Origin of the sequence: Bradyrhizobium sp. LLZ17, from assembly GCF_041200145.1 — a bacterium.
Lineage (GTDB): Bacteria > Pseudomonadota > Alphaproteobacteria > Rhizobiales > Xanthobacteraceae > Bradyrhizobium.
In genome coordinates this window covers 1835657-1859030 of record NZ_CP165734.1, presented here as the reverse complement: position 1 = coordinate 1859030, position 23374 = coordinate 1835657, and the positions used below count along the sequence as shown (strand labels likewise).

16 protein-coding genes and 4 pseudogenes are annotated in these 23374 nt (G+C 63.9%); 12 read left to right on the top strand and 8 right to left on the bottom strand.

Annotated features, from left to right (window positions below):
- Nucleotides 1-153 precede the first annotated feature (153 nt).
- Both AB8Z38_RS09335 and AB8Z38_RS09330 read left to right on the top strand, forming a co-directional pair.
- Entirely contained in the window at nt 154-1668 is a 1515-nt protein-coding gene (locus tag AB8Z38_RS09335; protein ID WP_369726790.1) for an ATPase domain-containing protein, read from the top strand.
- Nucleotides 1665-3369: pseudogene (locus AB8Z38_RS09330) on the top strand (response regulator). The gene AB8Z38_RS09335 and the pseudogene AB8Z38_RS09330 overlap by 4 nt, the downstream one beginning before the upstream one ends.
- A gap of 67 nt (nt 3370-3436) precedes the next feature.
- Here the strand turns inward: AB8Z38_RS09330 and AB8Z38_RS09325 are convergent.
- From AB8Z38_RS09325 to AB8Z38_RS09300, 6 genes and pseudogenes are all read right to left on the bottom strand, one after another.
- A complete protein-coding gene (locus tag AB8Z38_RS09325) occupies nt 3437-3967 on the bottom strand; it encodes a TadE/TadG family type IV pilus assembly protein (protein WP_369724464.1) in 531 nt (176 codons plus the stop codon).
- 17 nt (nt 3968-3984) lie between these two features.
- Nucleotides 3985-4548 (bottom strand): TadE/TadG family type IV pilus assembly protein, encoded by a 564-nt coding sequence (locus tag AB8Z38_RS09320; protein ID WP_369724463.1) that lies wholly within the window; start codon nt 4546-4548, stop codon nt 3985-3987.
- 11 nt (nt 4549-4559) lie between these two features.
- Complete coding sequence (locus AB8Z38_RS09315; protein WP_369724460.1) at nt 4560-6188, bottom strand: TadE/TadG family type IV pilus assembly protein; 1629 nt, start codon at nt 6186-6188, stop codon at nt 4560-4562.
- Between the two features lie 386 nt (nt 6189-6574).
- A pseudogene (locus tag AB8Z38_RS09310) lies at nt 6575-7869 on the bottom strand (MFS transporter).
- Between the two features lie 119 nt (nt 7870-7988).
- Nucleotides 7989-9179 (bottom strand): acetyl-CoA C-acyltransferase, encoded by a 1191-nt coding sequence (locus tag AB8Z38_RS09305; RefSeq protein ID WP_369724458.1) that lies wholly within the window; start codon nt 9177-9179, stop codon nt 7989-7991.
- 135 nt (nt 9180-9314) lie between these two features.
- The gene (locus AB8Z38_RS09300) at nt 9315-10085 is read right to left on the bottom strand and encodes an enoyl-CoA hydratase (RefSeq protein WP_369724456.1); all 771 of its coding nucleotides are present in this window, start codon (nt 10083-10085) and stop codon (nt 9315-9317) included.
- A gap of 152 nt (nt 10086-10237) precedes the next feature.
- Here AB8Z38_RS09300 and AB8Z38_RS09295 point away from each other — a divergent pair.
- Nucleotides 10238-10516 (top strand): annotated as a pseudogene (locus AB8Z38_RS09295) (PaaI family thioesterase); the annotation flags it as partial.
- Nucleotides 10517-10623: 107 nt separating this feature from the next.
- Complete coding sequence (locus tag AB8Z38_RS09290; RefSeq protein WP_369724454.1) at nt 10624-11244, top strand: TetR/AcrR family transcriptional regulator; 621 nt, start codon at nt 10624-10626, stop codon at nt 11242-11244.
- Nucleotides 11245-11358: 114 nt separating this feature from the next.
- Here the strand turns inward: AB8Z38_RS09290 and AB8Z38_RS09285 are convergent, their stop codons facing one another.
- The gene (locus tag AB8Z38_RS09285) at nt 11359-12267 is read right to left on the bottom strand and encodes a LysR family transcriptional regulator (RefSeq protein ID WP_369724453.1); all 909 of its coding nucleotides are present in this window, start codon (nt 12265-12267) and stop codon (nt 11359-11361) included.
- A gap of 101 nt (nt 12268-12368) precedes the next feature.
- Here AB8Z38_RS09285 and AB8Z38_RS09280 point away from each other — a divergent pair, with 101 nt between their 5' ends.
- The 8 genes and pseudogenes from AB8Z38_RS09280 (at nt 12369) to AB8Z38_RS09245 (ending at nt 22141) form a co-directional block, all read left to right on the top strand.
- The gene (locus AB8Z38_RS09280) at nt 12369-13865 is read left to right on the top strand and encodes a CoA-acylating methylmalonate-semialdehyde dehydrogenase (RefSeq protein ID WP_369724450.1); all 1497 of its coding nucleotides are present in this window, start codon (nt 12369-12371) and stop codon (nt 13863-13865) included.
- Between the two features lie 115 nt (nt 13866-13980).
- Complete coding sequence (locus AB8Z38_RS09275) at nt 13981-15126, top strand: isobutyryl-CoA dehydrogenase (RefSeq protein ID WP_369724448.1); 1146 nt, start codon at nt 13981-13983, stop codon at nt 15124-15126.
- A complete protein-coding gene (locus tag AB8Z38_RS09270; RefSeq protein WP_369724446.1) occupies nt 15123-16190 on the top strand; it encodes an enoyl-CoA hydratase/isomerase family protein in 1068 nt (355 codons plus the stop codon). The genes AB8Z38_RS09275 and AB8Z38_RS09270 overlap by 4 nt, the downstream gene beginning before the upstream one ends.
- 31 nt (nt 16191-16221) lie before the next feature.
- Nucleotides 16222-17109, top strand: coding sequence for a 3-hydroxyisobutyrate dehydrogenase (gene mmsB / locus AB8Z38_RS09265; protein WP_369724444.1), 888 nt, complete (start codon nt 16222-16224; stop codon nt 17107-17109).
- A gap of 131 nt (nt 17110-17240) precedes the next feature.
- Nucleotides 17241-18958: pseudogene (locus AB8Z38_RS09260) on the top strand (AMP-binding protein).
- Nucleotides 18959-19119: 161 nt separating this feature from the next.
- Entirely contained in the window at nt 19120-19599 is a 480-nt protein-coding gene (locus AB8Z38_RS09255) for a MaoC family dehydratase (RefSeq protein WP_369724442.1), read from the top strand.
- A 217-nt stretch (nt 19600-19816) separates the two neighbouring features.
- Nucleotides 19817-20734 carry an SDR family NAD(P)-dependent oxidoreductase gene (locus tag AB8Z38_RS09250; protein ID WP_369724439.1) on the top strand — a complete coding sequence of 306 codons (918 nt, stop codon included), beginning with the start codon at nt 19817-19819 and terminating at the stop codon, nt 20732-20734.
- A 168-nt stretch (nt 20735-20902) separates the two neighbouring features.
- Nucleotides 20903-22141, top strand: a complete 1239-nt coding sequence (locus AB8Z38_RS09245; RefSeq protein WP_369724437.1) for an NAD(P)/FAD-dependent oxidoreductase — start codon at nt 20903-20905, stop codon at nt 22139-22141.
- Here the strand turns inward: AB8Z38_RS09245 and AB8Z38_RS09240 are convergent.
- Nucleotides 22136-23353: an MFS transporter gene (locus AB8Z38_RS09240; RefSeq protein WP_369724435.1), complete on the bottom strand. Its 1218-nt coding sequence runs from the start codon at nt 23351-23353 to the stop codon at nt 22136-22138. The two genes, AB8Z38_RS09245 and AB8Z38_RS09240, sit on opposite strands and share 6 nt — an antisense overlap.
- Nucleotides 23354-23374 lie beyond the last annotated feature (21 nt).

Genomic DNA, 23374 nt, shown 5'->3' with positions numbered 1-23374 from the left:
GTTCCACAGCGCCGCGTCTGCGGGTATGCGTCTCAACGCGGAACCCGGAACCCGCCTCGAACGTTCTTTGCTAAATCTCGCCTTTTGGTCGGGAGCGCGACCCTGCGGCCCTGCGGCGAAGCCTTGTTTAGCTATGGAACTTCAGGGGGTTCAATGAGCGATTCATCGAGCGGGGCCCAGACCAGAGATTTCGAAGATCTGCCCCGGATTTCGACCGGCAGCGATGGCCTTGACGACATTCTCTGCGGCGGGCTCGATCCCAACCGCATGTATCTGTACGAGGGTCGCCCGGGCGCGGGCAAGACCACCATGGCCCTTCAATTCCTCCTCGAGGGTGCGCGTCGCGGTGAGCGCGTGCTCTACATCTCGCTGTCCGAAACCAAGCGCGAACTGACGCTCGTTGCGCGGCGGCACGGCTGGTCGCTGGATGCCGTCGATATCTTTGAACTGGTCCCGCCGGAGACCACGCTCGATCCGGAGCGTGAACTGACCGTGTTTCATCCCGCCGAAATGGAGCTGAGTGAAACGACCGGACTGATATTCAAGGAGGTCGAACGCATCAATGCGAGCCGCGTGGTGTTGGACAGCCTGTCCGAACTGCGCCTGCTTGCTCAGAACCCGCTGCGCTACAGGCGGCAGGTCCTGGCGCTCAAGCATTTCTTCACCAATCGCAACTGCACGGTCGTCCTCCTCGACGATCTCTCTTCGTCGCAAGACGACCTCCAGCTCCATTCGATCGCGCATGGCGTGGTGATGCTCGAACAGCTCGCCATCGACTACGGCGCGGAGCGCCGGCGCCTTCGCGTGATCAAGATGCGCGGTATCCAATTTCGCGGCGGCTTCCACGATTTCACCATCGAATCAGGAGGCTTGCGGATATTCCCGCGTCTGATCGCGGCGGAACATCACAAGTCGTTCAGCAACGAACTCACGTCCAGCGGCAATGCCGAACTCGACCGGTTGCTGGGAGGCGGTCTCGAGCGCGGCACCAATGCACTTCTGATCGGCGCAGCGGGCGTCGGGAAATCTTCGCTGGCGCTGAGCTATGCAATCGCGGCTGCCGAACGCAACGAGCACGCCGTGTTCTTTGCCTTCGATGAAGGGCGCGGAACGGTGGAAGCGAGGGCTCGAACCCTTGGGCTGCCTCTGCAAAGGCACGTTGACTCCGGACGTATCCGGTTTCAGCAGATTGATCCGGCCGAGCTGTCTCCCGGCGAGTTCGCCGCCAATGTGAAGGAGAGCGTCGAAAAGGATAACGCCCGCATTGTCGTGATCGACAGTCTGAATGGATATCTGAACGCGATGCCGGATGAGCGATTTCTCATCCTGCAAATGCACGAACTCCTGACTTACCTTGCGCAGCAAGGCGTGCTGACCATCCTGATCCTTGCGCAACACGGGCTGGTCGGTCCGATGGATACGCCGCTGGACATGAGCTATTTGAGCGATTCAGTGCTCATGCTGCGTTATTTCGAGGTGAACGGAACGGTGCGGCGCGCTTTGTCTGTGGTCAAGAAGCGGACCGGCAATCACGAGCATACCATCCGCGAGTTTCGCCTCAGCAGTGCCGGCATCACGCTCGGTCCCCCGCTTCGGGAGTTTAGCGGCATCTTTACCGGCACTCCGCGTTATACAGGAGCGGCATTTCCGGGAGAGCCGGCGGAATGAGTGCCGACCGGGATCACTGCGTTCTCGTGTTTGCTCCGATCGGCCGCGACGGCCCGGCGTCGACCGAGCTTTTCCGTCATTCCGGTCTCGAAGCGATCAATTGTCGAACTTTTCCCGAATTGATCAGCGAGATGTCTGCCGGCGTGGGCGCCGTTTGCCTCGCCGAGGAAGGCTTGTTCGAAGGGATACGACGCCGCTGGCACAGTGGATCGAGCGGCAGCCGCCCTGGTCCGATCTTCCCTTCGTGATTCTCACCAGTCACCGGGCGCAGCCGGCGGTCGTTGCCTGGCGCCAGAGTATCGTCCAGCTCCTTCGCAACGTGTCTCTGCTTGAACGGCCGGTTCAGCCGATCACCCTGACCAGCGCGGTTCAATCGGCGATGCGGGCACGCCGCCGGCAATATGAGATCTGCACCTTGCTCGAAGCGCGCGAGCGAACGGCTCAGCAGCTCGAAAAGCTCGTTGTCGAGCGCACGCGGGCGCTCGAGCAAGCCAACAAGCACTTGCGCCTTGAAATGGAAGAGCGCGCGCGCGTCGAAGAGACGCTTCGGCAAGCCCAAAAGATCGAAGCCATCGGACAGTTGACGGGCGGAGTAGCCCACGACTTCAACAACCTGTTGATGGTGATCTCCGGCGGCCTGGATATGCTCGACCGTCAGGCGGACCCAAATCGCCGCCGTCGTCTCATGGAAGGAATGGTCCAGGCGGCGCAGCGCGGCGCCGGCTTGACCCGGCAACTCCTGGCTTTTTCCCGCCGGCAGAAGCTCCGGCCGGAGCCTGTCGACATCGCGATGCAGATCGGCGGCATGCGCGAATTGCTCGATCGCAGTCGAGAGGCGACGTTCACGTCGCGTTTGATTTTCCGGAAGATCTCTGGCCGGTGGAGGTCGACCCCGGCGAGCTCGAACTGGTCGTTCTCAACCTGGCGGTCAATGCCCGGGACGCGATGCCGAGCGGCGGCACGATCGTCGTCCGCGGCGAGAACCTGCCCGACCTGCACGACGAGCAGATCGAGGGCGACTATGTCCGTCTCTCGGTGGTGGACACGGGCGTTGGCATGGGCCCCGACATCCTGTCGCGGGTTTTCGAACCGTTCTTCACCACGAAGGACGTCGGCAAGGGCTCGGGACTCGGGCTCGCTCAGGTGCACGGATTTGCGACCCAGTCACGGGGAGCGGTTCGCATAAAGTCGACAGTTGGCGAGGGCAGCAGTATCGAGCTCTATCTGCCGCGATCGATGAATCTCCCGTCGCAAGAACGGCATCTCATCGACCTGAACAGGGTTCGTCCGAAGAAGGCCAGCCATGGCCAGGTCCTTCTGGTCGAAGATGATGACGAGGTCGCCGCACTCGTCAGCGAGATGCTCGCGCAGCTCGGCTATGAGGTCACGCGCGCCGCCAGCGCGGCCGCCGCTCTTGGTGCCCTCGCGGATGGTCGCCCTGTCGACATCGTGTTTTCCGATATCATGATGCCGGGTGGCATGAATGGGGTCGAGCTCGCACGGGAAATCCAGAGAAGGCGAAGCGACATCCCGGTGTTGCTGACGAGCGGATACGCCGAAGCGGCGGTTCGGGACGCCGAAAGCGCTGGTGTCCAGATCCTGCCCAAACCCTACCAGATCGAAGAACTCGCCGCCGCGCTTGGCGCCGCCAAGCAAGATTTTCAGCGCGGCACCGAGCCCGCGCGGTCCGGTGCGTCCTGAGGCCACATGCAGACCGGGCCCAGGACGGTGAGCTGCGGCGCGCACCTCTCGCGCTCGCCGGCGCGCTTCAGCTGCACGGATACTGCACTGCCGAGGAAACGCGCGGATACAAATAATAGCTCTCGCTGATCGGGACGGTCCCGGTGATCGTGTAGCCGAGGTTGGGCGTGTATTGGTACGTGACCTCGCCGAGCAACAACGAAATGTTGGAGGGCGAGGGCGTGCCGAGGGCCGTTGGCAAAGTCATCGGCTGAGCTACCGGGCGTGGGGTGCCGTTGAGTGCTTTGCTCCAGGTCACGGTCGCCCTGCCGTTGGCGTCCGTGGATACTTCCGACACGACGACTGTCGTATTCGCCGCGGCATAGGGAGCGATCGTCGCCGCCGACGCCCCTAGCATGGTGCTCAGGGAAGTGTCGGTGACGCATGCGTTTCGTGACACCAGGTCCACGACCGTGTGGGCGGTTTCACTGACCTTGACGCTGATCGCCATCCCGTTCCCGAGCTCGACGCCGCCCACATAGAGCACCAGCATGAACGGCACCACGATGGCGAATTCCACGGCGGCCACGGCGCGCGTATCGACCCACAAGTTCCGCATGCGATGAAGGCTTCGGCTCATGAGTTGACAAAGGCCTCGTTCATGAAAGCCGTGGACGACATCATCAGGCGGACGCTGTTACCCGGTTGGTTCGCCAGATTGAAACCGAGTGGACCCAGGAAAACCGGCCACAGATACATCACCCGCACGACAACGATGTCGCCCTGATTACCGGGGTTGAATTGCCAGACGTTCGTCACGTTTCCATTGGCGTCGTAGGTCAGGGTTGGCATGGCGGTGTTCGTCGAACCCCATGAGTTGGCAACCTGGACGTCGATCATCAGGCCGTTGCAGTTGAACAGGATCACGACGTTGCTGCAGACCGCCTGGGCAAATTGAGCCTGAGTCATACTCTGGCCCTGCGCCTGTCCCGTCAGGATCGTCCGGCTCGATTGGTTCACAACCTGTTCCAGCAGCTGCTGGGCAAAGAAAACAAGGAAGGTCTGGATGAGCGCGACCAGCAAGGCGATGAATGCCGGGCCGATCAGCGCGAACTCGACCGCAGTTGCGCCCTTCCGGTCGGCAACGAACGCGCGCCAGCGGCGGCGTCTGGTGATGGGCACGGCGTGCGTGGCGGTCATGACTGCTTTCTCTATTGAGTCAGGCGGGGATCGGACGCGACTTGGAGGAACAGCTTTTGGAGTGCGTCCGAGATGTTGCCGCCATTCTGTACGTCAGTGAACAATCCCGGCGAGGCGCAGGATTTTAGATTTGCTGCGATCTGGCTAGTCGATGGTGCTTGGGCGTTGAACGGCGCAATATGTGTATTGTACCAGGAGTTCGTCGAGAGCGGCACGTATTCGGTGTAGAGCACCGCGATGCGGATATTCTTGTTCTTGATGGTGGTGCAAATCGTGGTGTCGATCGGTTGCTGGCACCGAGTATAACCGCCGCCGGTGGTGACGGTAGGCTGGCTACAGGACGAGATACCTGTCGAGTCATCGACGCCGTCGGTGACTAGGAATACTACTTCCTGTGGCGTATCGCTGGGTGAGTTGGTGCCGTTCCCCGGCACCGGCATAAGGCTGTTAAGGCTGGTCAGCGCGCCTTCGATGTTGGTGTCGGTGTCGTCACGATCGCCAGAGATGCAAGGAGAACTGCTGGCTTCGGTCTTTGCCGATGACGATGTCGATTGGCAGCCGGCGTGTCCGACCGCCATGAGTTGGATGCTGGAGGCCGCATTTTGCATTTGCGCGACCGTGTAGCTCGTTGTCGTGGACGGTGTCAGAGGGGTTTGCACCACCCCAGGTTTTCCCGAAGGCGCGAAGATCGGTGCACTGCCCCCGGTTGTCGGACTGTTGTTTAGAGCGGTATCGAACGTATAGATCGCGACTCCGTAGGTGTTTCTATTGGCGTTCGATATCGAGTAGGCAGTATTCATCAATGATTGGACTGCCTGCGTCACCAGATCGATACGGAGCGTTATGTTGTTGTTTCTGGCGACGGCGAGATTGTCGAGGGTCCTGCAATTCGAACTGGTTGCGCCCTGGTTTTGGCTGCTGGTGGGCGCTGGATTGGCGCCCCTGTCGGCGCAAGGGTAGGCTTCATGGCAAGCGAAGCCGCAATTCGCCGAGTTCGCAACGCTCTGGTTCTTCGTGGCGGCAATCAGGTTGCTGATGTCGTTCGGAGTCGCTCCGATGCCCATCGACGGCGAATCATCCAGCAAGAGATAGAAGTTGATGTTGGGTGCACTCTGGTTGCGTGCCGAGGACTGACCTGCGAACGGCCAGCTTGCCTGTCTGAGCAGGCTCGGGAAGGAATTGTTCGCGGCCGCGTTGTAGCAAACCTGGACGTTGCGAACGATCTGATTGTTGCTGTTTTTCGGGTCACTATAGACTGAGTTCGTGCCGGGGCAGGCCGGATAGGTACAGTAGCCCGTTGTCGCGTCGGGTCTGCTGCAATTGACCGCGACCGTGAGAGTTGGCTGCGCCGGTAAGTTGTTGTTGCTCACCAGACCATTCGCGGTGATGTTGAAGACGTTCTTCGCCGCGGTCTGGGCCGCCTGCGGGCTCTGCTGCATCATCGCCGAGGTGATGGTGGCGACGGCGGCAGCGTCGGCGGCCGAGTCGAGGTTGACCTTCATGTGCTGCGTATGCGTGTAGTCCAGCGCCATGCCGAGCAGAAAGACTGTCGGAACCATCACAAGTGCAAAGATCACGGCGACGTTGGCCTTGCGATCTCTGGCAAAACGATACAACCCAGCGCGAAGCATGATCTTCATCCTAATCGCCGTCGGACTTGGCAGAGGCAATTTCTCTGGCCTATCAAGGATCGAGGACCGGCGAACGCGACCGGGCGACCTCCGCCGACCTCTCAGCACAGCGGAACTTTGAAGATCGCCTGTTAAGTAAGGCTTACGCGGATCGCACGAACATGGGTCGCCGAAAATCCGCCGTTGCCGGATCGAGCGGCATCATTAACCAAAGCTTAAGGCGCCAGGAGAATTGAAGCGATTTGCCTCCGCCAGGCGGCATCCTGGTTCTACCTATTCCCGGGAAGAACGCAGAGAGGGAGAATAGACTTACGGCCTGTGAACCCCGCGACGCGGCCGGGCACGGAGTGTAGGAGCCCTGAGCCGGCTTGCGCCGGCCCGGTCACACGCCCCGCTCATGCCATCGCAGGCTTTGCTTGCGGCTTTGGCTGACGCGACAGCCCGAGTACGATCAGCGACGCGAACACGCAGAGGGCACCCGCAATGAAGAAGGCCGGGAGATAGCTCTGGAGCAGCGTCCGCGACAGGCCCGCGCCGAAGGCCGCAGTGCCGGCGCCAAGCTGATGGCCGGCAAAAATCCAGCCGAACACCAGATTGGCGCGCTCGGGTCCGAACTTCTGCGCGGTCAGCCGCACCGTCGGCGGCACGGTCGCAATCCAGTCGAGCCCGTAGAACATCGCGAAGACCGACAGCCCGTAGAACGAGAAATCGCTGAAGGGGAGGAAGATCAGCGAGAGCCCGCGCAGGCCGTAGTACCAGAACAGGAGGTAGCGATTGTCGTAGCGGTCCGACAGCCAGCCCGACATGATGGTGCCGAAGAAGTCGAAGATGCCCATCGCGGCGAGCAGGCTCGCGGCCTGCACCTGCGGGATGCCGAAATCGAGGCACATCGGGATCAGATGCACCTGGACCAGGCCGTTGGTCGAGGCGCCGCAGACGAAGAAGGTCGCAAACAGGATCCAGAACGCACTCGACTTCGAGGCGTCGCGCAGCGTGCCCAACGCCACGGCCGTGATCGAGCCATGGCTGACTGGAGGCGCGGGCAGGGGCTCGGTACCTTCGTCGCCGTGCGGGCGCAGGCCCACATCGCTCGGACGGTCGCGCATCAAAAGCAGCACCGCCAGTGCGGAAACGCCGAGCATGATGCAGACGAAGCCGAGCGCAAGCCGCCAGCCATAGCGCTCCGTGAGGCTCGCCAGCAGCGGCAGGAATACCAGTTGGCCGGTGGCGACGCTCGCGGTCATGATGCCGATCACGAGCCCGCGCCGCGCTGCGAACCAGCGCGTGGCGATAGTTGCACCCAGCACCAGCGCGGTCATGCCAGTGCCGAGGCCGATCACGACACCCCACAAAGCCACGAGCTGCCAGACCTCCGTCATGCCGAGCGAGGCCACCAGCGCCGAGACGACGATGAGCTGTGCGGTCAGCGTGACGTTGCGCAGGCCGTAACGGTTGAGCAGCGCCGCCGCGAACGGCGCCATCAGCCCGAACAGGATGAAGCGGATCGAGAGCGCGGACGAGATCTGCGCCGTGCTCCAGCCGAATTCCTTTGCAGGGGAACGATGAACACGCCGGGCGCGCCGACCGTGCCGGCGCTGATCAGGGCGGCGAAGAAGGTCACGCCGACCATCACCCAGCCATAGTGGATATTACGGCGGCCGAGTGCTGCCGCGAGCCAGTTCGAGATCATTGGGCCTCAATATTGATGGACAGGCGTGAAGAGGACCTGCACGAGCTCGCAGAATGGCACGGGAATCGTCTGTCGAAAATGACAGACTTCCCTCATTTTCTGACGTTTACGTCAGGACGTCAGACGCGCTCTACGGCGATCGCGGTAGCTTCTCCGCCACCAATACAAAGCGCGGCGACGCCGCGCTTGAGGTTCTTCGCCTCGAGCGCATGGAGCAGCGTCACGATCAGACGTGCGCCGGTGGCCCCGATCGGATGGCCGAGCGCGCAGGCACCGCCGTTGACGTTCAGCTTGTCGCGGGGAATGCCGAGATCGCGCTGCGCCGCCATGGCCACAACGGCAAACGCCTCGTTGATCTCGAACAGGTCGACATCGGCGGCGCTCCAGCCCACCTTGTCGAGCAGCTTGCGGATCGCCGGGATCGGCGCCGTGGTGAACCATTGCGGCTCCTGGCTGTGGGTCGCATGGCCCTTGATCACCGCGAGCGCCGGCAGGCCATTGCGATCCGCGAGCGACCGCTTCGTCAGCACCAGCGCGGCGGCGCCGTCCGCATTCGCAGACGAGGCGGCCGGCGTGATGGTGCCGTTGGCCCGGAACGCAGCCTTCAGTCCGGGGATTTTTGCCGGATCGACCTTCAGCGGATGCTCGTCGTTGGCGACGATGCGTGGTCCAGCCTTCTCGGTCAGCGTGATCGGCGCGATCTCCGCCCTGAACGCGCCACCCTCGACCGCGCTGCGTGCGCGGCTGAGCGTTTCCATCGCATAGGCGTCCTGGTCCTTGCGGGTGAACTGGTACGCCTCCGCCGTGGCCTCGCCGAAATCGCCCATGGAACGGCCGGTCTCGTAAGCGTCCTCCAGCCCGTCCATCATCATGTGGTCGATGATGCGGTCATGGCCGGCGCGATAGCCGCCGCGTGCCTTTGCCAGCAGATACGGCGCGTTGCTCATGCTCTCCATGCCGCCGGAGACGACGATCTCGGCCGAGCCCGCACGAATGATGTCGTGCGCCAGCATGGTCGCTTTCATGCCGGAACCGCAGACCTTGTTCACGGTGGTGGCGCCGGTGGCGTCGGGAAGTCCAGCCGCGCGCGCAGCCTGCCGCGCCGGTGCCTGACCCTGCCCGGCAGGGAGCACGCAGCCCATGAACACCTCGTCGATCTTCTCAGGCGCGAGCTTTGCCCGTTCCAGCGCAGCACCGATCACATGCGAACCGAGCTTGTGTGCAGCCAGCGGCGACAGCTCGCCCATGAAGCGGCCAAGCGGGGTGCGGGCGGCGGAAACGATGACGACGGGATCGGCGGCTTCGGCCATGGCGAGGCTCCCTGACGATGATGTAAGATTATAATCATCATATGATGCGGCGCAAAAAATGCAACTGCGCCGGGCATGAGAAATTGTCGTGGTTCGGATGAGATTTGGTCGTTCGATCGGAGGAGGCGGAGAACCCTACCGCTTCCGATCCACAAACGCCTGCATCAGCCGCGTCGGCTCATCCGTCAGGAACGACTCGCCGAATATCTTGATGCTCAAATTCACCGACTCCGTCAGCGGCAGCTCCTCCCATTGCCGCAGCAGCGCCTTCTGCGACCGCAACGCCTCGGGGCCGCATGCGAGCAGCGCCGTCACGGTGTGCTCGACGGCGGCATCCACCCCGCCCTCCGGCGCGACCTTGTCGACCAGTCCCCAGGCCAGCGCCGTGGGCGCGTCGATATTTTCGGCCGTCATGACCAGCCAGCGCGCGCGGGCCCAGCCGATCAGGCGCGGCAATAGCGCCGCATGAATGACGGAGGGGATGCCGACGCGCACCTCCGGCATGCCGAAATGCGCATCATGGGCCGCGATGCGGAAGTCACAGGCGGCCGCCACTTCGAGCCCGCCGCCGAGGCACCAGCCGGGCATGCGCGCGATCACGGGAGCAGGGAACGCGCGCACGGCTTCGCAGAGATCGCGCAGGCGAGTAATGAAGGCTTCCGCTGATGTCTGGTCGAGCCTGGCCATCTCCTTGATGTCGGCGCCGCCGATCATGCTCTTCTCGCTCTCGCCACGCAGCACCACGACGCGGATGCTGCGGTCGGAAGCGAGCTGCTGCAAGCCTCGGCAGACAGCATCGGTGACGGGCGAGCCCAGAATGTTGAGCGGGCCGGCGTTGCAGATCGTGACGTGAACGACGCCACGTGCGTCGCGCGTCACGCCGCAGTGCTGATTGAGCATTTCCATCGTGAGATCCCGAAGTTTCGTGGACGTGTGCAGGCGCACCAGTCGGGATCACTTCCGGGCCGAAACGCGCTCTTTGTCAAGCGGGCAGGGAATGCAGTTGTCGGCGCGAACTCCGTCCTATAGCATGACGCATATCATACAAATGGCGTCCCATGACCGAAAACGAACAATTCGAGCTGTTTTCGCCCGAGCGCCGGCGCGAGCGCGTTGTGGATTGACAGGTGCCCGGGCCGGTTGCGAAAGCGGCCATGGGCCTTTCGGGAATGGACGCGATGCTCGCACTCCGCGACGGACGGCTGCCGCCGCCGCCGTTCATCAAGCTGATCGGCCTCACAATGACGGTGGTCGAGCCCGGCCGGATCGTCATGGAACTGGAGCCGCGCCAAGACCTCGAAAATACCATCGGGCTCCTGCACGGCGCGTGCAGTGCACGCAAGGCAACCTTTTCCATGATCGGCAACGATTTTACCGGGAATTAATGCGCCCTTGGCGCGATATCCGTGTTATTAGATGACCGCCGACATCCAATGAGAGACGCATGCGCTATTCCCCGGAACACAAGCAGGAAACCCACGACCGCATCGTGAAGAAGGCGTCCGTACGGCTGCGCGAAAAGGGCGCCCACGGCATCGGCGTCGCCGACCTCATGAAAGAGGCGGGCCTGACCCATGGTGGCTTCTACGCGCATTTCGATTCCCGTGAGGCGCTGGTGATCGAGGCGTTTGGCTACGCCATGGACCGCTCGATGGAGCATTGGCGCAAGCAATCCGGCCAGGTCGCGCCGGAGAAGCAGCTCAGCCAGATCGTCGAGACCTATCTCTCCACGCTGCATCGCGACGATCCCGGCCATGGCTGCTCGATCCCTTCGCTCGGCGCCGAGATCTCCCGCGAGAGCCCGAAGACGCGGAAAGCTTTTGCCGGCAAGCTCGACGAGATGATCGAGATGATAACCGACTATATCCCCAATCTGCCACGCAAAGCCGCGCGCAAGCAGGCGATCGCGACGCTGGCGACGATGGCCGGCACCATGCTGCTGGCGCGGATCGCGGGGACCGGCGAGCTGTCCGACGAGGTGCTCAAGGCCGGCAAGGAGAATGCGCTCGACGCCGCGAAGCGTGAGCCGAAGCTGACGGCAGCGAAGAAGCTGAAGCAGGGCTAAGCCGAGATACCGTAGGGTGGGCAAAGGCGCGCTCTTTGCGCCGTGCCCACCATCTCTCCACGACGACGGCTGACATGGTGGGCACGCTTTTGCTTTGCCCACGAGAGCGGTACTTCACCGCCCCGCAAACAACGCCCGCTCGCGCTCGACGATCTCGCCGATGTAATCCGCCACCGCCCTGATCCGCGCAAGATCCTTGCTGTCGGCGTGCATCAGCATCCAGAAGGTGCGGGTGATCGAAACCTCCTCGGGCAGCACCGGCACGAGCTGCGGATAGTCGGTCGCCATGAAGTGCGGCAACACGGCGATGCCGAAGCCTGCGAGCGTGGCATTGAGCTGTGCGATCAGATTGGCGCTGCGCAGACGTGCGGAGATCCGCGGTGAGACCTGCGGCAAATAGTCGAGCTCGGGCGTGAACAGGAGTTCCTCGATGTAGCCGACGAAACGATGTTGCGGCAGCACCTCGCGCGAGACGATTTTGGGGAAGCGGTCGAGATAGCCGGGGGCGGCATAGAGCCCAAGCCGATAGTCGAGCAGCTTGCGGCCGACGATGCGGCCTTCCTTCGGCATCGTCAGGCTGATCGCGATATCGGCCTCGCGCTTGGAGAGGCTGAACAGCCGCGCGGTCGCCACCAGTTGCAAATCGAGATCGGGATACCGGTCGGCGAACGGCGCCAGCCGCGGCGCCAGGAACGCGGTGCCGAAGCCGTCGGGCGCGCCGATCCGCACCGTGCCGGTCAGCCGTGCCACCGATCCCCCGACCTGCTCCTGGTTGGCAACGATGGTCGATTCCATCGCCTCCGCGCTGTCGGCGACGCGCTGGCCGGCTTCGGTGAGGAGGTAGCCGGTTTTGCGGCGGTCAAACAGCTTGGCCGAAAGCTGCTTTTCCAGCCGGTCGACGCGGCGGATCACGGTCGCATGGTCGACGCCGAGCTGCTTTGCCGCAGCCGACACCGAGCCGCCCCGCACGATGGCCAGCACGAAGCGGAAGTCGTCCCAGTCGATGTGACCTTGATCCAGCATTTTCGCACATCTAAGGTGCATTATCTCAGACTTGAATCCTATAAAATGCAGGTCGATAGGATTTGTCAAAGCGATCAGGCTGGCCTTAAGGAGATCATTCCATGCGTTCAATCGGACATTTCATCGGTGGCAAGGAGGTCAAGGGCACCTCGGGCCGCACCGCCGACGTTTTCGAGCCGATGACCGGTGACGTGCAGGCCAAGGTCGCGCTGGCGTCCAAGGCCGAACTCCGCGCCGCTGTGGAGAACGCCCGCGCCGCGCAGCCGGAATGGGCCGCGACCAACCCGCAGCGCCGTGCCCGCGTCATGACGAAATTCGTCGAGCTGGTGCAGCGCGACTACGGCAAGCTCGCCGAGCTGCTCGCGCGTGAGCACGGCAAGACCGTGCCCGACGCCAAGGGTGACATCCAGCGCGGCCTCGAGGTTGCAGAATTCGCCTGCGGCATCCCGCATCTGATGAAGGGCGAGTACACCGAAGGCGCCGGCCCCGGCATCGACATCTATTCCATGCGCCAGGCGCTCGGCGTCGTCGCAGGCATCACGCCGTTCAACTTCCCGGCGATGATCCCGATGTGGAAGTTCGCGCCCGCGATCGCTTGCGGCAACGCGTTCATCCTCAAGCCGTCGGAGCGCGATCCCGGCGTGCCGATGATGCTGGCCGCACTGATGATCGAGGCCGGGCTGCCGGCCGGCATCCTCAACGTCGTCAACGGCGACAAGGAAGCGGTCGACGCCATCCTCGACGATCCCGATATCAAGGCCGTCGGCTTCGTCGGCTCCACGCCGATCGCGCAGTACATCTACGAGCGCGCAGCCCAGACCGGCAAGCGCTGCCAATGTTTTGGCGGGGCCAAGAACCACGCCATCATCATGCCCGACGCCGACATGGACCAGGCGGTCGACGCGCTGATCGGTGCCGGCTACGGCTCCGCCGGCGAGCGCTGCATGGCCGTCTCGGTCGCCGTGCCCGTCGGCAAGACCACAGCCGACCGGTTGATGGACAAGCTGATCCCGCGCGTCGAATCGCTCAAGATCGGCACCTCGATCGACCCCTCCGCCGATTACGGCCCGCTGGTGACGCGCGAGGCGGTCGAGAAGGTCAAGGGCTACATCGACATCGGCATCAAGGAAGGCGCGACGCTCGCCGTCGACGGCCGCGGCTTCAAGATGCAGGGCTACGAGAACGGCTTCTATCTCGGCGGCTCGCTGTTCGACAACGTCACCAAGGACATGCGGATCTACAAGGAAGAGATCTTCGGCCCCGTGCTCTCGGTGGTGCGTGCGCACGACTACAAGGAAGCGCTGGCGCTGCCGTCCGAGCATGACTACGGCAACGGCGTCGCGATCTTCACCCGCGACGGCGACGCCGCGCGCGATTTCGCGGCCAAGGTCAATGTCGGCATGGTCGGCATCAACGTGCCGATCCCGGTGCCGATCGCGTACTACACGTTCGGCGGCTGGAAGAAGTCGGGTTTTGGCGATCTCAACCAGCACGGCCCGGACTCGATCCGCTTCTACACCAAGACCAAGACGGTGACCTCGCGCTGGCCGTCCGGCGTCAAGGAAGGCGCGGAGTTCTCGATCCCGCTGATGAAGTAATTTCCTCGTCATTGCGAGGAGCCCTTGCGACGAAGCAATCCAGGATCTTTCCGCGGACACAGTCTGGATTGCTTCGCTTCGCTCGCAATGACGAGAGAAAGATGAGCAGCCCAGCATGCAGTTCGCTCTGAACGAGGATCAGGTCGCGGTTCGCGACATGGCGTTGGCGTTCGCGGCTTCGAGGATCGCGCCGCACGCGCTGCGCTGGGACGAGGAGAAGCACTTTCCCGTCGACGTCATGCGCGAAGCCGCGACGCTCGGCATGGGCGGCATCTATATCCGCGACGATGTCGGCGGCTCCGCCATGACCCGCTTCGACGCGGCGCTGATTTTTGAAGCGCTGGCGACGGGCTGCCCGACCACCTCGGCCTTCATCTCGATCCACAACATGGCGTCCTGGATGATCGATGCCTATGGCAGCGACACCCAGCGCCACACATGGCTGCCAAAACTCTGCACCATGGAGTTGATCGCGAGCTACTGCCTGACCGAGCCGGGCGCAGGCTCGGATGCGGCGGCGCTGCGCACCCGCGCGGTGCGCGATGGCGATCATTACGTCCTCAACGGCCAGAAGCAGTTTATTTCCGGCGCGGGCGGTACCGATCTGCTGGTCACGATGGTGCGCACCGGCGGCGACGGTCCCGGCGGCATTTCGACGCTGGTGATCGACGGCAACACACCAGGCGTGTCGTTTGGCGCCAACGAGCGCAAGATGGGCTGGAATGCGCAGCCGACTCGCGCGGTGATGTTCGAGAATGCGCGCGTGCCTGTCGAAAACAGGCTGGGTGAGGAGGGCATCGGCTTCAAGATCGCGATGGCCGGCCTCGACGGCGGTCGCCTCAACATCACGGCCTGCTCGCTGGGCGGCGCCCAGACCGCGCTCGACAAGGCGCGCGCCTACATGAAGGAGCGCAAGGCGTTCGGGAAACGTCTCGATGAATTCCAGGCGCTGCAATTTCGTCTCGCCGATATGGCGATCGAGCTCGAGGCCGCGCGCACTTTCCTGTGGCGCGCCGCGGCGGCGCTGGACCGCAAGGACCCTGATGCCACCACGCTTTGTGCCATGGCCAAGCGGTTCGGCACCGATGCCGGTTTCGAAGTCGCCAATCAGGCGCTCCAGCTTCACGGCGGCTATGGCTATCTCAGCGAATACGGCATCGAGAAGATCGTGCGCGATCTGCGCGTGCACCAGATCCTCGAAGGCACCAATGAAATCATGCGGCTCATCGTGGCGCGCAAATTGATCGAGGGCGCGCGATGAGTTCGGTGGAAGAGGGCGATCTGGTCGCCCGTGTCGAGGGCGCGGCCGGGATCATCAGGCTCAATCGTCCGAAGGCCATCAATGCCGTGACGCTGGAGATGTTTCGCGAAGTCGCGAAGGCGCTCGATCGCTTCGAGGCCGATCCGGGCGTCGCCGTGATCCTGCTGGAAGGTGCCGGCGAGCGCGGGCTCTGCGCCGGCGGCGATATCCGTGCGCTCTGGGAAAGCTCGAAGGTCAACGGCGGCCTCGGCAAGACCCTGTGGCGCGAGGAATACATCCTCAACGCCCGGATCAAGACGTTTCCGAAGCCCTATGTTGCTTTCATGGACGGCATCGTGATGGGCGGTGGCGTCGGCCTGTCCGCGCATGCGAGCCATCGCGTGGTCACCGATCGCACCAAGCTCGCAATGCCTGAGGTCGGGCTCGGCTTCTTCCCGGATGTTGGCGGCACTTGGTTGTTGTCGCGCTCCCCCGGCGAGATAGGCACTTACTTCGGCCTCAGCGGCCAGACCATGAATGGCCCCGATGCGATCCACGCGAAGTTCGCCGATGCGGTGGTGCCGGCGGCCAAATGGCCGGAGTTGCGCGAGGCGCTGACCAGGGTTCGTCAAGGCGCGACGGCCGCAGAGGTCAGCAAGCTCATCGAGGGCTTTGCGACCGGTGAGACCGCCGGACCGGTCGCCGCAAAACAGCCGATCATCGACGCGCTGTTCGGCTTCGACCGCATGGAGGATATTCTTGCGGCGCTCGAGCGCGACGGCTCGGAGTTTGCGCTCGCAACGCTGAAAACGCTCAACGAAAAATCGCCGCGTGGGATGGTGGTGACGCTGAAACTGCTGCGGCTGGCGCGCGCCTCCTCGAGCCTGGAGGAGTGTTTGGTGCGTGAGTATCGCGCCGCGCTGGAGGTCTTCCGCAGCGATGATTTTCGCGAAGGCGTGCGCGCCGCCGTGATCGACAAGGACCGCAAGCCGGCCTGGTCGCCGCCGCGGATCGAGGACGTCACGCCGGAGATGCTGGCGCCGTATCTCGCCGGGATTGGCGCCGACGAACTGAAGTTCAACTAAACAACGAACTGCATCACGGGAGGACACGAAGATGGCCACGATCGCATTTATCGGTCTCGGCAACATGGGCGGCCCGATGGCGGCCAATCTGGTCAAGGCCGGCCACAGGGTGGTGGCGTTCGACCTCGTCGAAGCCTCGCGGGTGCAAGCCAGGGCCGACGGCGCCGGCATCGCGGACAGTGCAGCTGGGGCGGTGACGGGCGCCGATGTCGTCGTCACCATGCTGCCGGCCGGCAAGCACGTGCTCGGCGTCTGGAACGAGGTCATTCCCGCCATGACAAAGGGCGCGCTGATTATCGATTCGTCCACCATCGACGTCGAGAGCGCGCGGCAGGCGCATGCGCTCGCCGGCAGGCACGGCGTGCTGTCGGTGGACGCGCCGGTGTCCGGCGGCACCGGTGGCGCTAAGGGCGCGACGCTCACCTTCATGTGCGGCGGCGAGGAGAACGCGTTCGCGGCGGCCAAGCCGGTGCTGGAGAAGATGGGCAAGAAGATCGTTCATTGCGGCGGCGCCGGTGCGGGGCAGGCGGCGAAAATCTGCAACAACATGATCCTCGGCATTTCCATGATCGCGGTCAGCGAAGCCTTTGCGCTGGCCGAGAAGCTCGGCCTCTCGCATCAGGCGCTGTTCGATGTCGCCTCGACGTCGTCGGGCCAGTGTTGGTCGCTGACGACCTATTGTCCGGTGCCGGGGCCGGTGCCGACCTCGCCCGCCAACAACGACTACAAGCCGGGCTTTGCGTCCGCCCTGATGGTCAAGGACCTGACGCTGGCGCAGGACGCGGCCAATGCCGCGGGTGCTTCGACCCCGCTCGGTCAGCATGCGCAGGAGATCTATCAGGCCTTCGATAAGGCCGGCCACGGCGGGGTGGATTTTTCCGGAATTATCAAGCACGTTCGCAGCCTCGCTGGAAAGTAGCGAGGCTTTGCCCGTAGCCCGGATGGAGCGAAGCGAAATCCGGGACAGCTGCTTCCAATTGCGTAGCCGTTCCGGGATTGCGCTTCGCTCCATCCGGGCTACGCTCAAGATCATTTTGACGGGCTTGGACCATGACGACATTTCAGGAAGCGCGCGCGTTTCTGCTTGAGAACCGCACGGATTACGACGCCGCGGTCGAAGGGTTTCGCTGGCCCGATCCGGTTCCTTCAATTGGGCGCTCGACTGGTTCGACGCCGAGCTGGCGGGGAATGCGGAGAGCAAGGATCGCCCTGCGCTCTGGATCGTCGATGCCGCGCAAGACCGCCAGACAAAACTGTCCTTCGGGGCGCTATCGCGCCGTTCCAACCAGGTCGCAAACTTCCTTCACGCGCAGGGCTTGAAGCGCGGCGACCATCTCCTGCTGCTGCTCGGCAATGTCGTGCCGCTGTGGGAGACCATGCTGGCCGCGATCAAGCTCGGCGTCGTCGTCATTCCCGCCACAACGCTGCTCACCGCCGATGAACTCCGCGACCGGCTCGATCGCGGCAAGGCGAAGGCAGTGGTGGCCGCGCAGGATCAAGTCGCGAAATTCGCGAGCCTCGGGGCCGAAAACATCGTGCGCATCGTGGTCGGCGCAGCGTCCGACGGCTGGCTTTCGTACAACGATGCGGCGAAAGCGCCGGAGAGCTTTGCGCCGGACGGCCCGACGAACGCCGACGACCCCATGCTGCTCTATTTCACCTCGGGCACGACGGCCAAACCAAAGCTCGTCCTGCACAGTCAGCGCAGCTATCCTGTCGGCCATCTCTCCACCATGTACTGGATCGGGCTGAAGCCCGGAGATGTTCACCTCAACATTTCGTCGCCCGGCTGGGCCAAGCACGCCTGGAGCTGCTTCTTCGCACCGTGGAACGCCGGCGCCACCGTGTTCGTGGTCAACCAACCGCGTTTCGATGCCAAGGCACTGCTTACAACCATCGGCCGCTGCGGCGTCACCACGTTGTGCGCGCCGCCGACGGTGTGGCGGCTGTTCATCCAGGAGAACCTCGCGGCGTTCAAGGTCGCCTTGCGCGAGGTCTGCGGTGCCGGCGAGCCGCTCAATCCGGAAGTGATCGATCAGGTGCAGGCGGCCTGGGGGCTCGCCATCCGGGACGGCTACGGCCAAACTGAAACCACCGCGCTGGCCGGCAACTCGCCGGGCCAGAAGATCAAGATCGGCTCGATGGGGCGCCCGCTGCCGGGCTACCGCGTGCAGGTCAGCGATGCCGACGGCAACCCCGCCAAGGAAGGCGAGGTGGCGTTGCTCTTGGGCAGTGATCGTCCCGCCGGCCTGATGCAAGGCTACCAGGACGACGACGGCATGCTCTCCGGCGCCGAAGGCGAGATCTATCGTAGCGGCGATGTCGTGTTCGAGGACGACGACGGCTATCTCACCTTCGTCGGCCGCTCCGACGACGTGTTCAAATCATCCGACTATCGCATCAGCCCGTTCGAGCTGGAGAGCGTGCTGCTCGAGCACGAACTCATCGCCGAGGCCGCTGTGGTGCCGAGCCCTGATCCGATCCGCCTCGCGATCCCCAAGGCCTTCGTGCTGCTGATTTCGGGTGCCGAGCGGAGCCCGGAAACCGCGCTGTCCATCTTCAGGCATCTGCACACGCGCCTTGCGCCGTTCAAACGGATCCGTCGGCTCGAAATCGTCACCGAGCTGCCAAAGACCATCTCGGGAAAGATCCGCCGCGTGCAGCTACGCCGTCTCGAGCGCGACGACGACCGCAACGATCCCCTGCGCGGCCGCGAATTCCGCGAAGAGGATTTTCCGGAGTTGCCGAAAGCCAGGGGTGAGAGCTAAGTGAACATACAAAGATCGTCATTCCGGGGCGCGCGAAGCGCGAGCCCGGAATCCATTTCGCAACGAACTCTGCGGCACGATGGATTCCGGGCTCGATGCTCCGGGCCGCACTTGCGCGGTCCCGTCGCATCGCCCCGGAATGACGGCACCAGGAGCTATCAATGAACGAAGTCTGGAAAAAACCGCCGATCACGTTGGACGCCTATCGGGCCATGGTCGGCAACGAGATCGGGGTGTCCTCATGGCACCTGGTCGACCAGCCGCGTATCGACAGCTATGCCGACGTGATCGAGGATCATCAGTTCATCCATGTCGATCCCGTGCGCGCAAAGAAGGAGACCGCCTTCGGCACCACCATCGCGCACGGCTTCCTGACGATGTCGCTGCTGTCGATCATGTCCTACGAGGTGATGCCGGTGATTGCCGGCACCACGATGGGCGTCAATTACGGTTTCGGCAAGCTCCGCTTCATCTCGCCGGTGCGTTCGGGCAAGCGCGTCTGCGGCCGTTTCGTGCTGGCGGAAGCCAAATTGCGCAAACCCAATGAATTGCAGTCGCGCACCAACGTCACGGTGGAGATCGAAGGTGAGGACAAGCCGGCGCTGGTCGCAGACTGGCTCGGGTTGATCTATTTTGCGTAAGCTGTACCGGGCTTGACCCGGCTCTTCATCGCTGCTCAAAAAGCGACCGAAAGCGCGATCTTACCCTCTCCCCTTGTGGGAGAGGGTGGCTTCGCGAAAGCGAAGCCGGGTGAGGGGTATCTCTCCGCGGACTCGCCTGCGGAGATAACCCCTCATCCGGCGCTTCGCGCCACCTTCTCCCACAAGGGGAGAAGGAACAAGAAGCAGGAACTGCACAATGGCAATCAGGTTTGATGGACGCGTCGCCATCGTCACCGGCGCAGGCAATGGCCTCGGACGGGCGCATGCGCTGGGATTGGCGAGCCGCGGCGCAAAAGTCGTGGTCAATGATTTCGGCGGCGCGCGCGACGGCAGTGGCGGGTCGCTCTCGCCGGCCGAAGCCGTGGTCGAGGAGATCCGCAAAGCGGGCGGCACCGCAATGGCCGACGGCGCCGACGTCTCGAATTTCGAGCAGGTCACCGCCATGGTCGAGCGCGCCACCAAGGAGTGGGGCAGCGTCGATCTCTTGTGCGCCAATGCCGGCATCTTGCGCGACAAGTCGTTCGGCAAGATGGAAGCGGCCGATTTCCTGAAGGTGCTCGACGTGCACCTCGTCGGCACCTTCTACTGCTGCAAGGCGGTCTGGGCCGGCATGCGCGACCGCAACTATGGCCGCATCGTGCTGACCACGTCCTCCTCCGGACTGTACGGTAATTTCGGCCAGGCCAATTACGGCGCGGCGAAGTCCGGCATGGTGGGCCTGATGAACGTGCTCGCCGAAGAGGGCCGCAAGACCAACATCCGCGTCAACATCATCTCGCCGACGGCGGCAACCCGCATGACCGAGGAGCTGCTGCCGCCGCAGGCGCTGCAATTGATGAAGCCGAACGCGATCACGCCTGCTGTCGAATATATGCTGAGCGAGGATGCGCCGACCCGCACCATCATGGGCGCGGGCGCAGGCTCCTTCGCCGTGATCAAGATTGTCGAGAGCGAGGGCATCAACCTGCCGGAGGCCGAATGGACGCCGGATGCGATCGCCGCGCACTTCGCGGAGATCAGCGACATGTCGAAGGCGAAAGCGCTGGCGGGAGCGTTCGAGCAGACGCAGAAATATGTAGCGCAGGCTGCGGCACGGACGGGCATCAAGCTGTAGTCACGCCGTCATTCCGGGGCGATGCGACGGGACCGCGCTAGCGCGGCCCGGAGCATCGAACCCGGAATCCATCCTGTCACCGACTTTGCCGCCCAATGGATTCCGGGCTCGCGCCAAGTGGCGCGCCCCGGAATGACGATCTTGGCGAATCTGGCCTAAACTCCCGCCATGACCACAACCCAAACCCACGTCGCAATCATCGGTGCCGGTCCCGCCGGCCTGATGGCGGCGGAGGTGCTGGCGCAGGGTGGCGCCTGCGTCACCGTCTACGACGCCATGGCGTCAGCGGGCCGCAAATTCCTGATGGCCGGCCGTGGCGGTCTCAATCTTACCCACAGCGAGCCGCTGCCGGAGTTCATGGCGCGTTATCGCGACGCGGCGCCGATGCTGAAGGCGGCAATCGACGCGTTTCCACCCCACGCGCTGCGCGCCTGGAGCGAGGCGCTCGGCGAGCCGACCTTCGTCGGCACCAGCGGACGTGTGTTTCCGAAAGCGTTCAAGGCGTCACCCTTGCTGCGTGCCTGGCTGCGCCGGCTCGATGCCGGCGGCGTGCGGTTTGCCTTTCGCCATCGCTGGAGCGGCTGGGATGAAGCGGGGCAGCTGCTGTTTCACGCCACCGACGGTCAACAGGCGATTGAGGCCAAGGCAACGGTGCTTGCGCTTGGCGGCGCAAGCTGGCCGCGGCTTGGGTCGGATGGCGGCTGGGTCGATCTCCTCGGAGCAAAAGGCATTGCTATCTCAACACTGCGGCCGGCCAATTCCGGGTTCACGGTTGCGTGGTCGGAGGTTTTCCGTGACCGTTTCGAGGGCCAGCCGCTCAAGGGCGTGGCGCTGACGATCGGTGCACACACGGTGCGCGGCGAAGCCATGATCACCCGCAGCGGTATCGAAGGTGGCGCGATCTATGCGCTCTCCGCGGAGTTGCGCGAGGCGGTGCTGGGTCTCGGCCAGGCGCGGCTGATGATCGCATTGCGACCCGACCTCGACGCCGCCGCGTTGACCACGAGGCTTTCTGGTACGCGCGGCAAACAGTCGCTCGCGAATTTCCTGCGCAAGGCGGCGCAAGTCTCACCGGTTGGGATCGGCCTGATGCAGGAGGCCGCCATCGCGTCAGGCCGGCCGCTCGCCTCGTTCTCGCCGGCGGATCTCGCGAACCTGATCAACGCAATTCCGGTTCAGCTCACCGGCGTCGCCGCGATCGATCGGGCGATCTCGACCGCAGGCGGAATAACTTTTGAGGAGCTCGACGAGCATTTCATGCTGCGCCGTGTGCCCGGCGTGTTCGCAGCCGGCGAGATGCTAGACTGGGAAGCGCCGACTGGTGGTTATCTGTTGCAGGCATCATTCGCGACCGGGCGCGCCGCGGGGCAGGGCGTCTTGCGATGGCTTTCGCAATCGCCATCATGATGTGCCGGTCCGGGTGATGAGATCCGTCAGCAGCCCGAGCGCACCAAAACTCCCCGCCACCGCGCAGACCGTCGTCCACCCGCCAAAGCTCCAGGCCACCGATGCTGCAGCGGCGCCGACCCCGCCGCCGATGAAGAACAGCGCGACGAACAGGCCGTTCATGCGGCCGCGTGCCTCCGGGCGCAAAAGGTTGATGGCGCGGCGGCCCAAGGTCTGGTCGGTGGTGATGCCGACGTCGAGCAGGATCGTGCCGAGGCTCAGCACCAACAGCGCGGCGATGCGCGATTCGAGCGCACCGGCCCAGGCACAGAGTGCGAGCGAGCCGATGATGAGCAGATGCGCCGCAACGAACAGCGGGCGTGCCCAGCCCTTGTCGCCCCAGCGGCCGGCCATTGGAGTCGCGGCGGCGCCAGCGACGCCGATCAGCGCGAACACGGCAATTCCCCTCGCATCGAGGCCGAACGGCGCATCCGGCAGCCGCAGCGCGACCGCCGACCAGAACGCGGTGAAGGACGCCATGACCAGGGCCGCAGTCCAGGCGCGCATGCGGAGCACGGGCTCCTCGCGCAGCAGTCTTGGAAAGGAGAGCAGCAATTGGCCGTAGCTCGCGCGCCCCGTCGGCTGAAGCGGTGGAAGGTAGCGGCCGAGCGCCCCGGCAAGCAGCGCCATCAGGACGGCGGAGACGACGTAATAGGCGCGCCAGCTCCAGAGATCGGCGATCAGGCTCGCCGCAGGCCGCGACAGCAGGATGCCGATCATCAATCCACTCATCACCTCGCCGATGGCCTGGCCGCGGCGATCCGGCGCCACCATGGCTGCGACGAGCGGGACCATCATCTGGATCGCTGCGCAGGAGGCGCCGAGGACGAAGGTGGCAAGCAGCAGCATTGATGGTGTCGGCGCAAATGCTGTCGCAAGCGCGGCGAGGATGGCACAGCCCAGCGTGCGCAGGATGATGCGCCGGTTCTCGACGAGATCGACCAGCGGCACCAGGAGCAGCAGCCCGAGCGCATAGCCAAGCATTGTCAGCGTGCTGATCAGGCCCGCCTGCCACGCCGGCATCGACAATGAGCGCCCGATCAAGCCGAGCAGGATCTGCGGCGCGAACAGATTGGTGACGACCACGCCGGTGGTGAGGGCGCCGAGCCAGATCAGGGACCGCTCGGCGAGCTGGTTTGGGGACGCAAGCTTGGTGGTGTCGGAAATCGTCATCGGACCTCGCAGGGACTTGGT

What these genes read in the sequence shown, in the direction of transcription:
- AB8Z38_RS09335 (WP_369726790.1), top strand. Translation starts at nt 154, where the DNA reads ATGAGCGATTCATCGAGCGGGGCCCAGACCAGAGATTTCGAAGATCTG.
- AB8Z38_RS09325 (WP_369724464.1), bottom strand. Translation starts at nt 3,967, where the DNA reads ATGCGGAACTTGTGGGTCGATACGCGCGCCGTGGCCGCCGTGGAATTC.
- AB8Z38_RS09320 (WP_369724463.1), bottom strand. Translation starts at nt 4,548, where the DNA reads ATGACCGCCACGCACGCCGTGCCCATCACCAGACGCCGCCGCTGGCGC.
- AB8Z38_RS09315 (WP_369724460.1), bottom strand. Translation starts at nt 6,188, where the DNA reads ATGAAGATCATGCTTCGCGCTGGGTTGTATCGTTTTGCCAGAGATCGC.
- AB8Z38_RS09305 (WP_369724458.1), bottom strand. Translation starts at nt 9,179, where the DNA reads ATGGCCGAAGCCGCCGATCCCGTCGTCATCGTTTCCGCCGCCCGCACC.
- AB8Z38_RS09300 (WP_369724456.1), bottom strand. Translation starts at nt 10,085, where the DNA reads ATGGAAATGCTCAATCAGCACTGCGGCGTGACGCGCGACGCACGTGGC.
- AB8Z38_RS09290 (WP_369724454.1), top strand. Translation starts at nt 10,624, where the DNA reads ATGCGCTATTCCCCGGAACACAAGCAGGAAACCCACGACCGCATCGTG.
- AB8Z38_RS09285 (WP_369724453.1), bottom strand. Translation starts at nt 12,267, where the DNA reads ATGCTGGATCAAGGTCACATCGACTGGGACGACTTCCGCTTCGTGCTG.
- AB8Z38_RS09280 (WP_369724450.1), top strand. Translation starts at nt 12,369, where the DNA reads ATGCGTTCAATCGGACATTTCATCGGTGGCAAGGAGGTCAAGGGCACC.
- AB8Z38_RS09275 (WP_369724448.1), top strand. Translation starts at nt 13,981, where the DNA reads ATGCAGTTCGCTCTGAACGAGGATCAGGTCGCGGTTCGCGACATGGCG.
- AB8Z38_RS09270 (WP_369724446.1), top strand. Translation starts at nt 15,123, where the DNA reads ATGAGTTCGGTGGAAGAGGGCGATCTGGTCGCCCGTGTCGAGGGCGCG.
- mmsB (WP_369724444.1), top strand. Translation starts at nt 16,222, where the DNA reads ATGGCCACGATCGCATTTATCGGTCTCGGCAACATGGGCGGCCCGATG.
- AB8Z38_RS09255 (WP_369724442.1), top strand. Translation starts at nt 19,120, where the DNA reads ATGAACGAAGTCTGGAAAAAACCGCCGATCACGTTGGACGCCTATCGG.
- AB8Z38_RS09250 (WP_369724439.1), top strand. Translation starts at nt 19,817, where the DNA reads ATGGCAATCAGGTTTGATGGACGCGTCGCCATCGTCACCGGCGCAGGC.
- AB8Z38_RS09245 (WP_369724437.1), top strand. Translation starts at nt 20,903, where the DNA reads ATGACCACAACCCAAACCCACGTCGCAATCATCGGTGCCGGTCCCGCC.
- AB8Z38_RS09240 (WP_369724435.1), bottom strand. Translation starts at nt 23,353, where the DNA reads ATGACGATTTCCGACACCACCAAGCTTGCGTCCCCAAACCAGCTCGCC.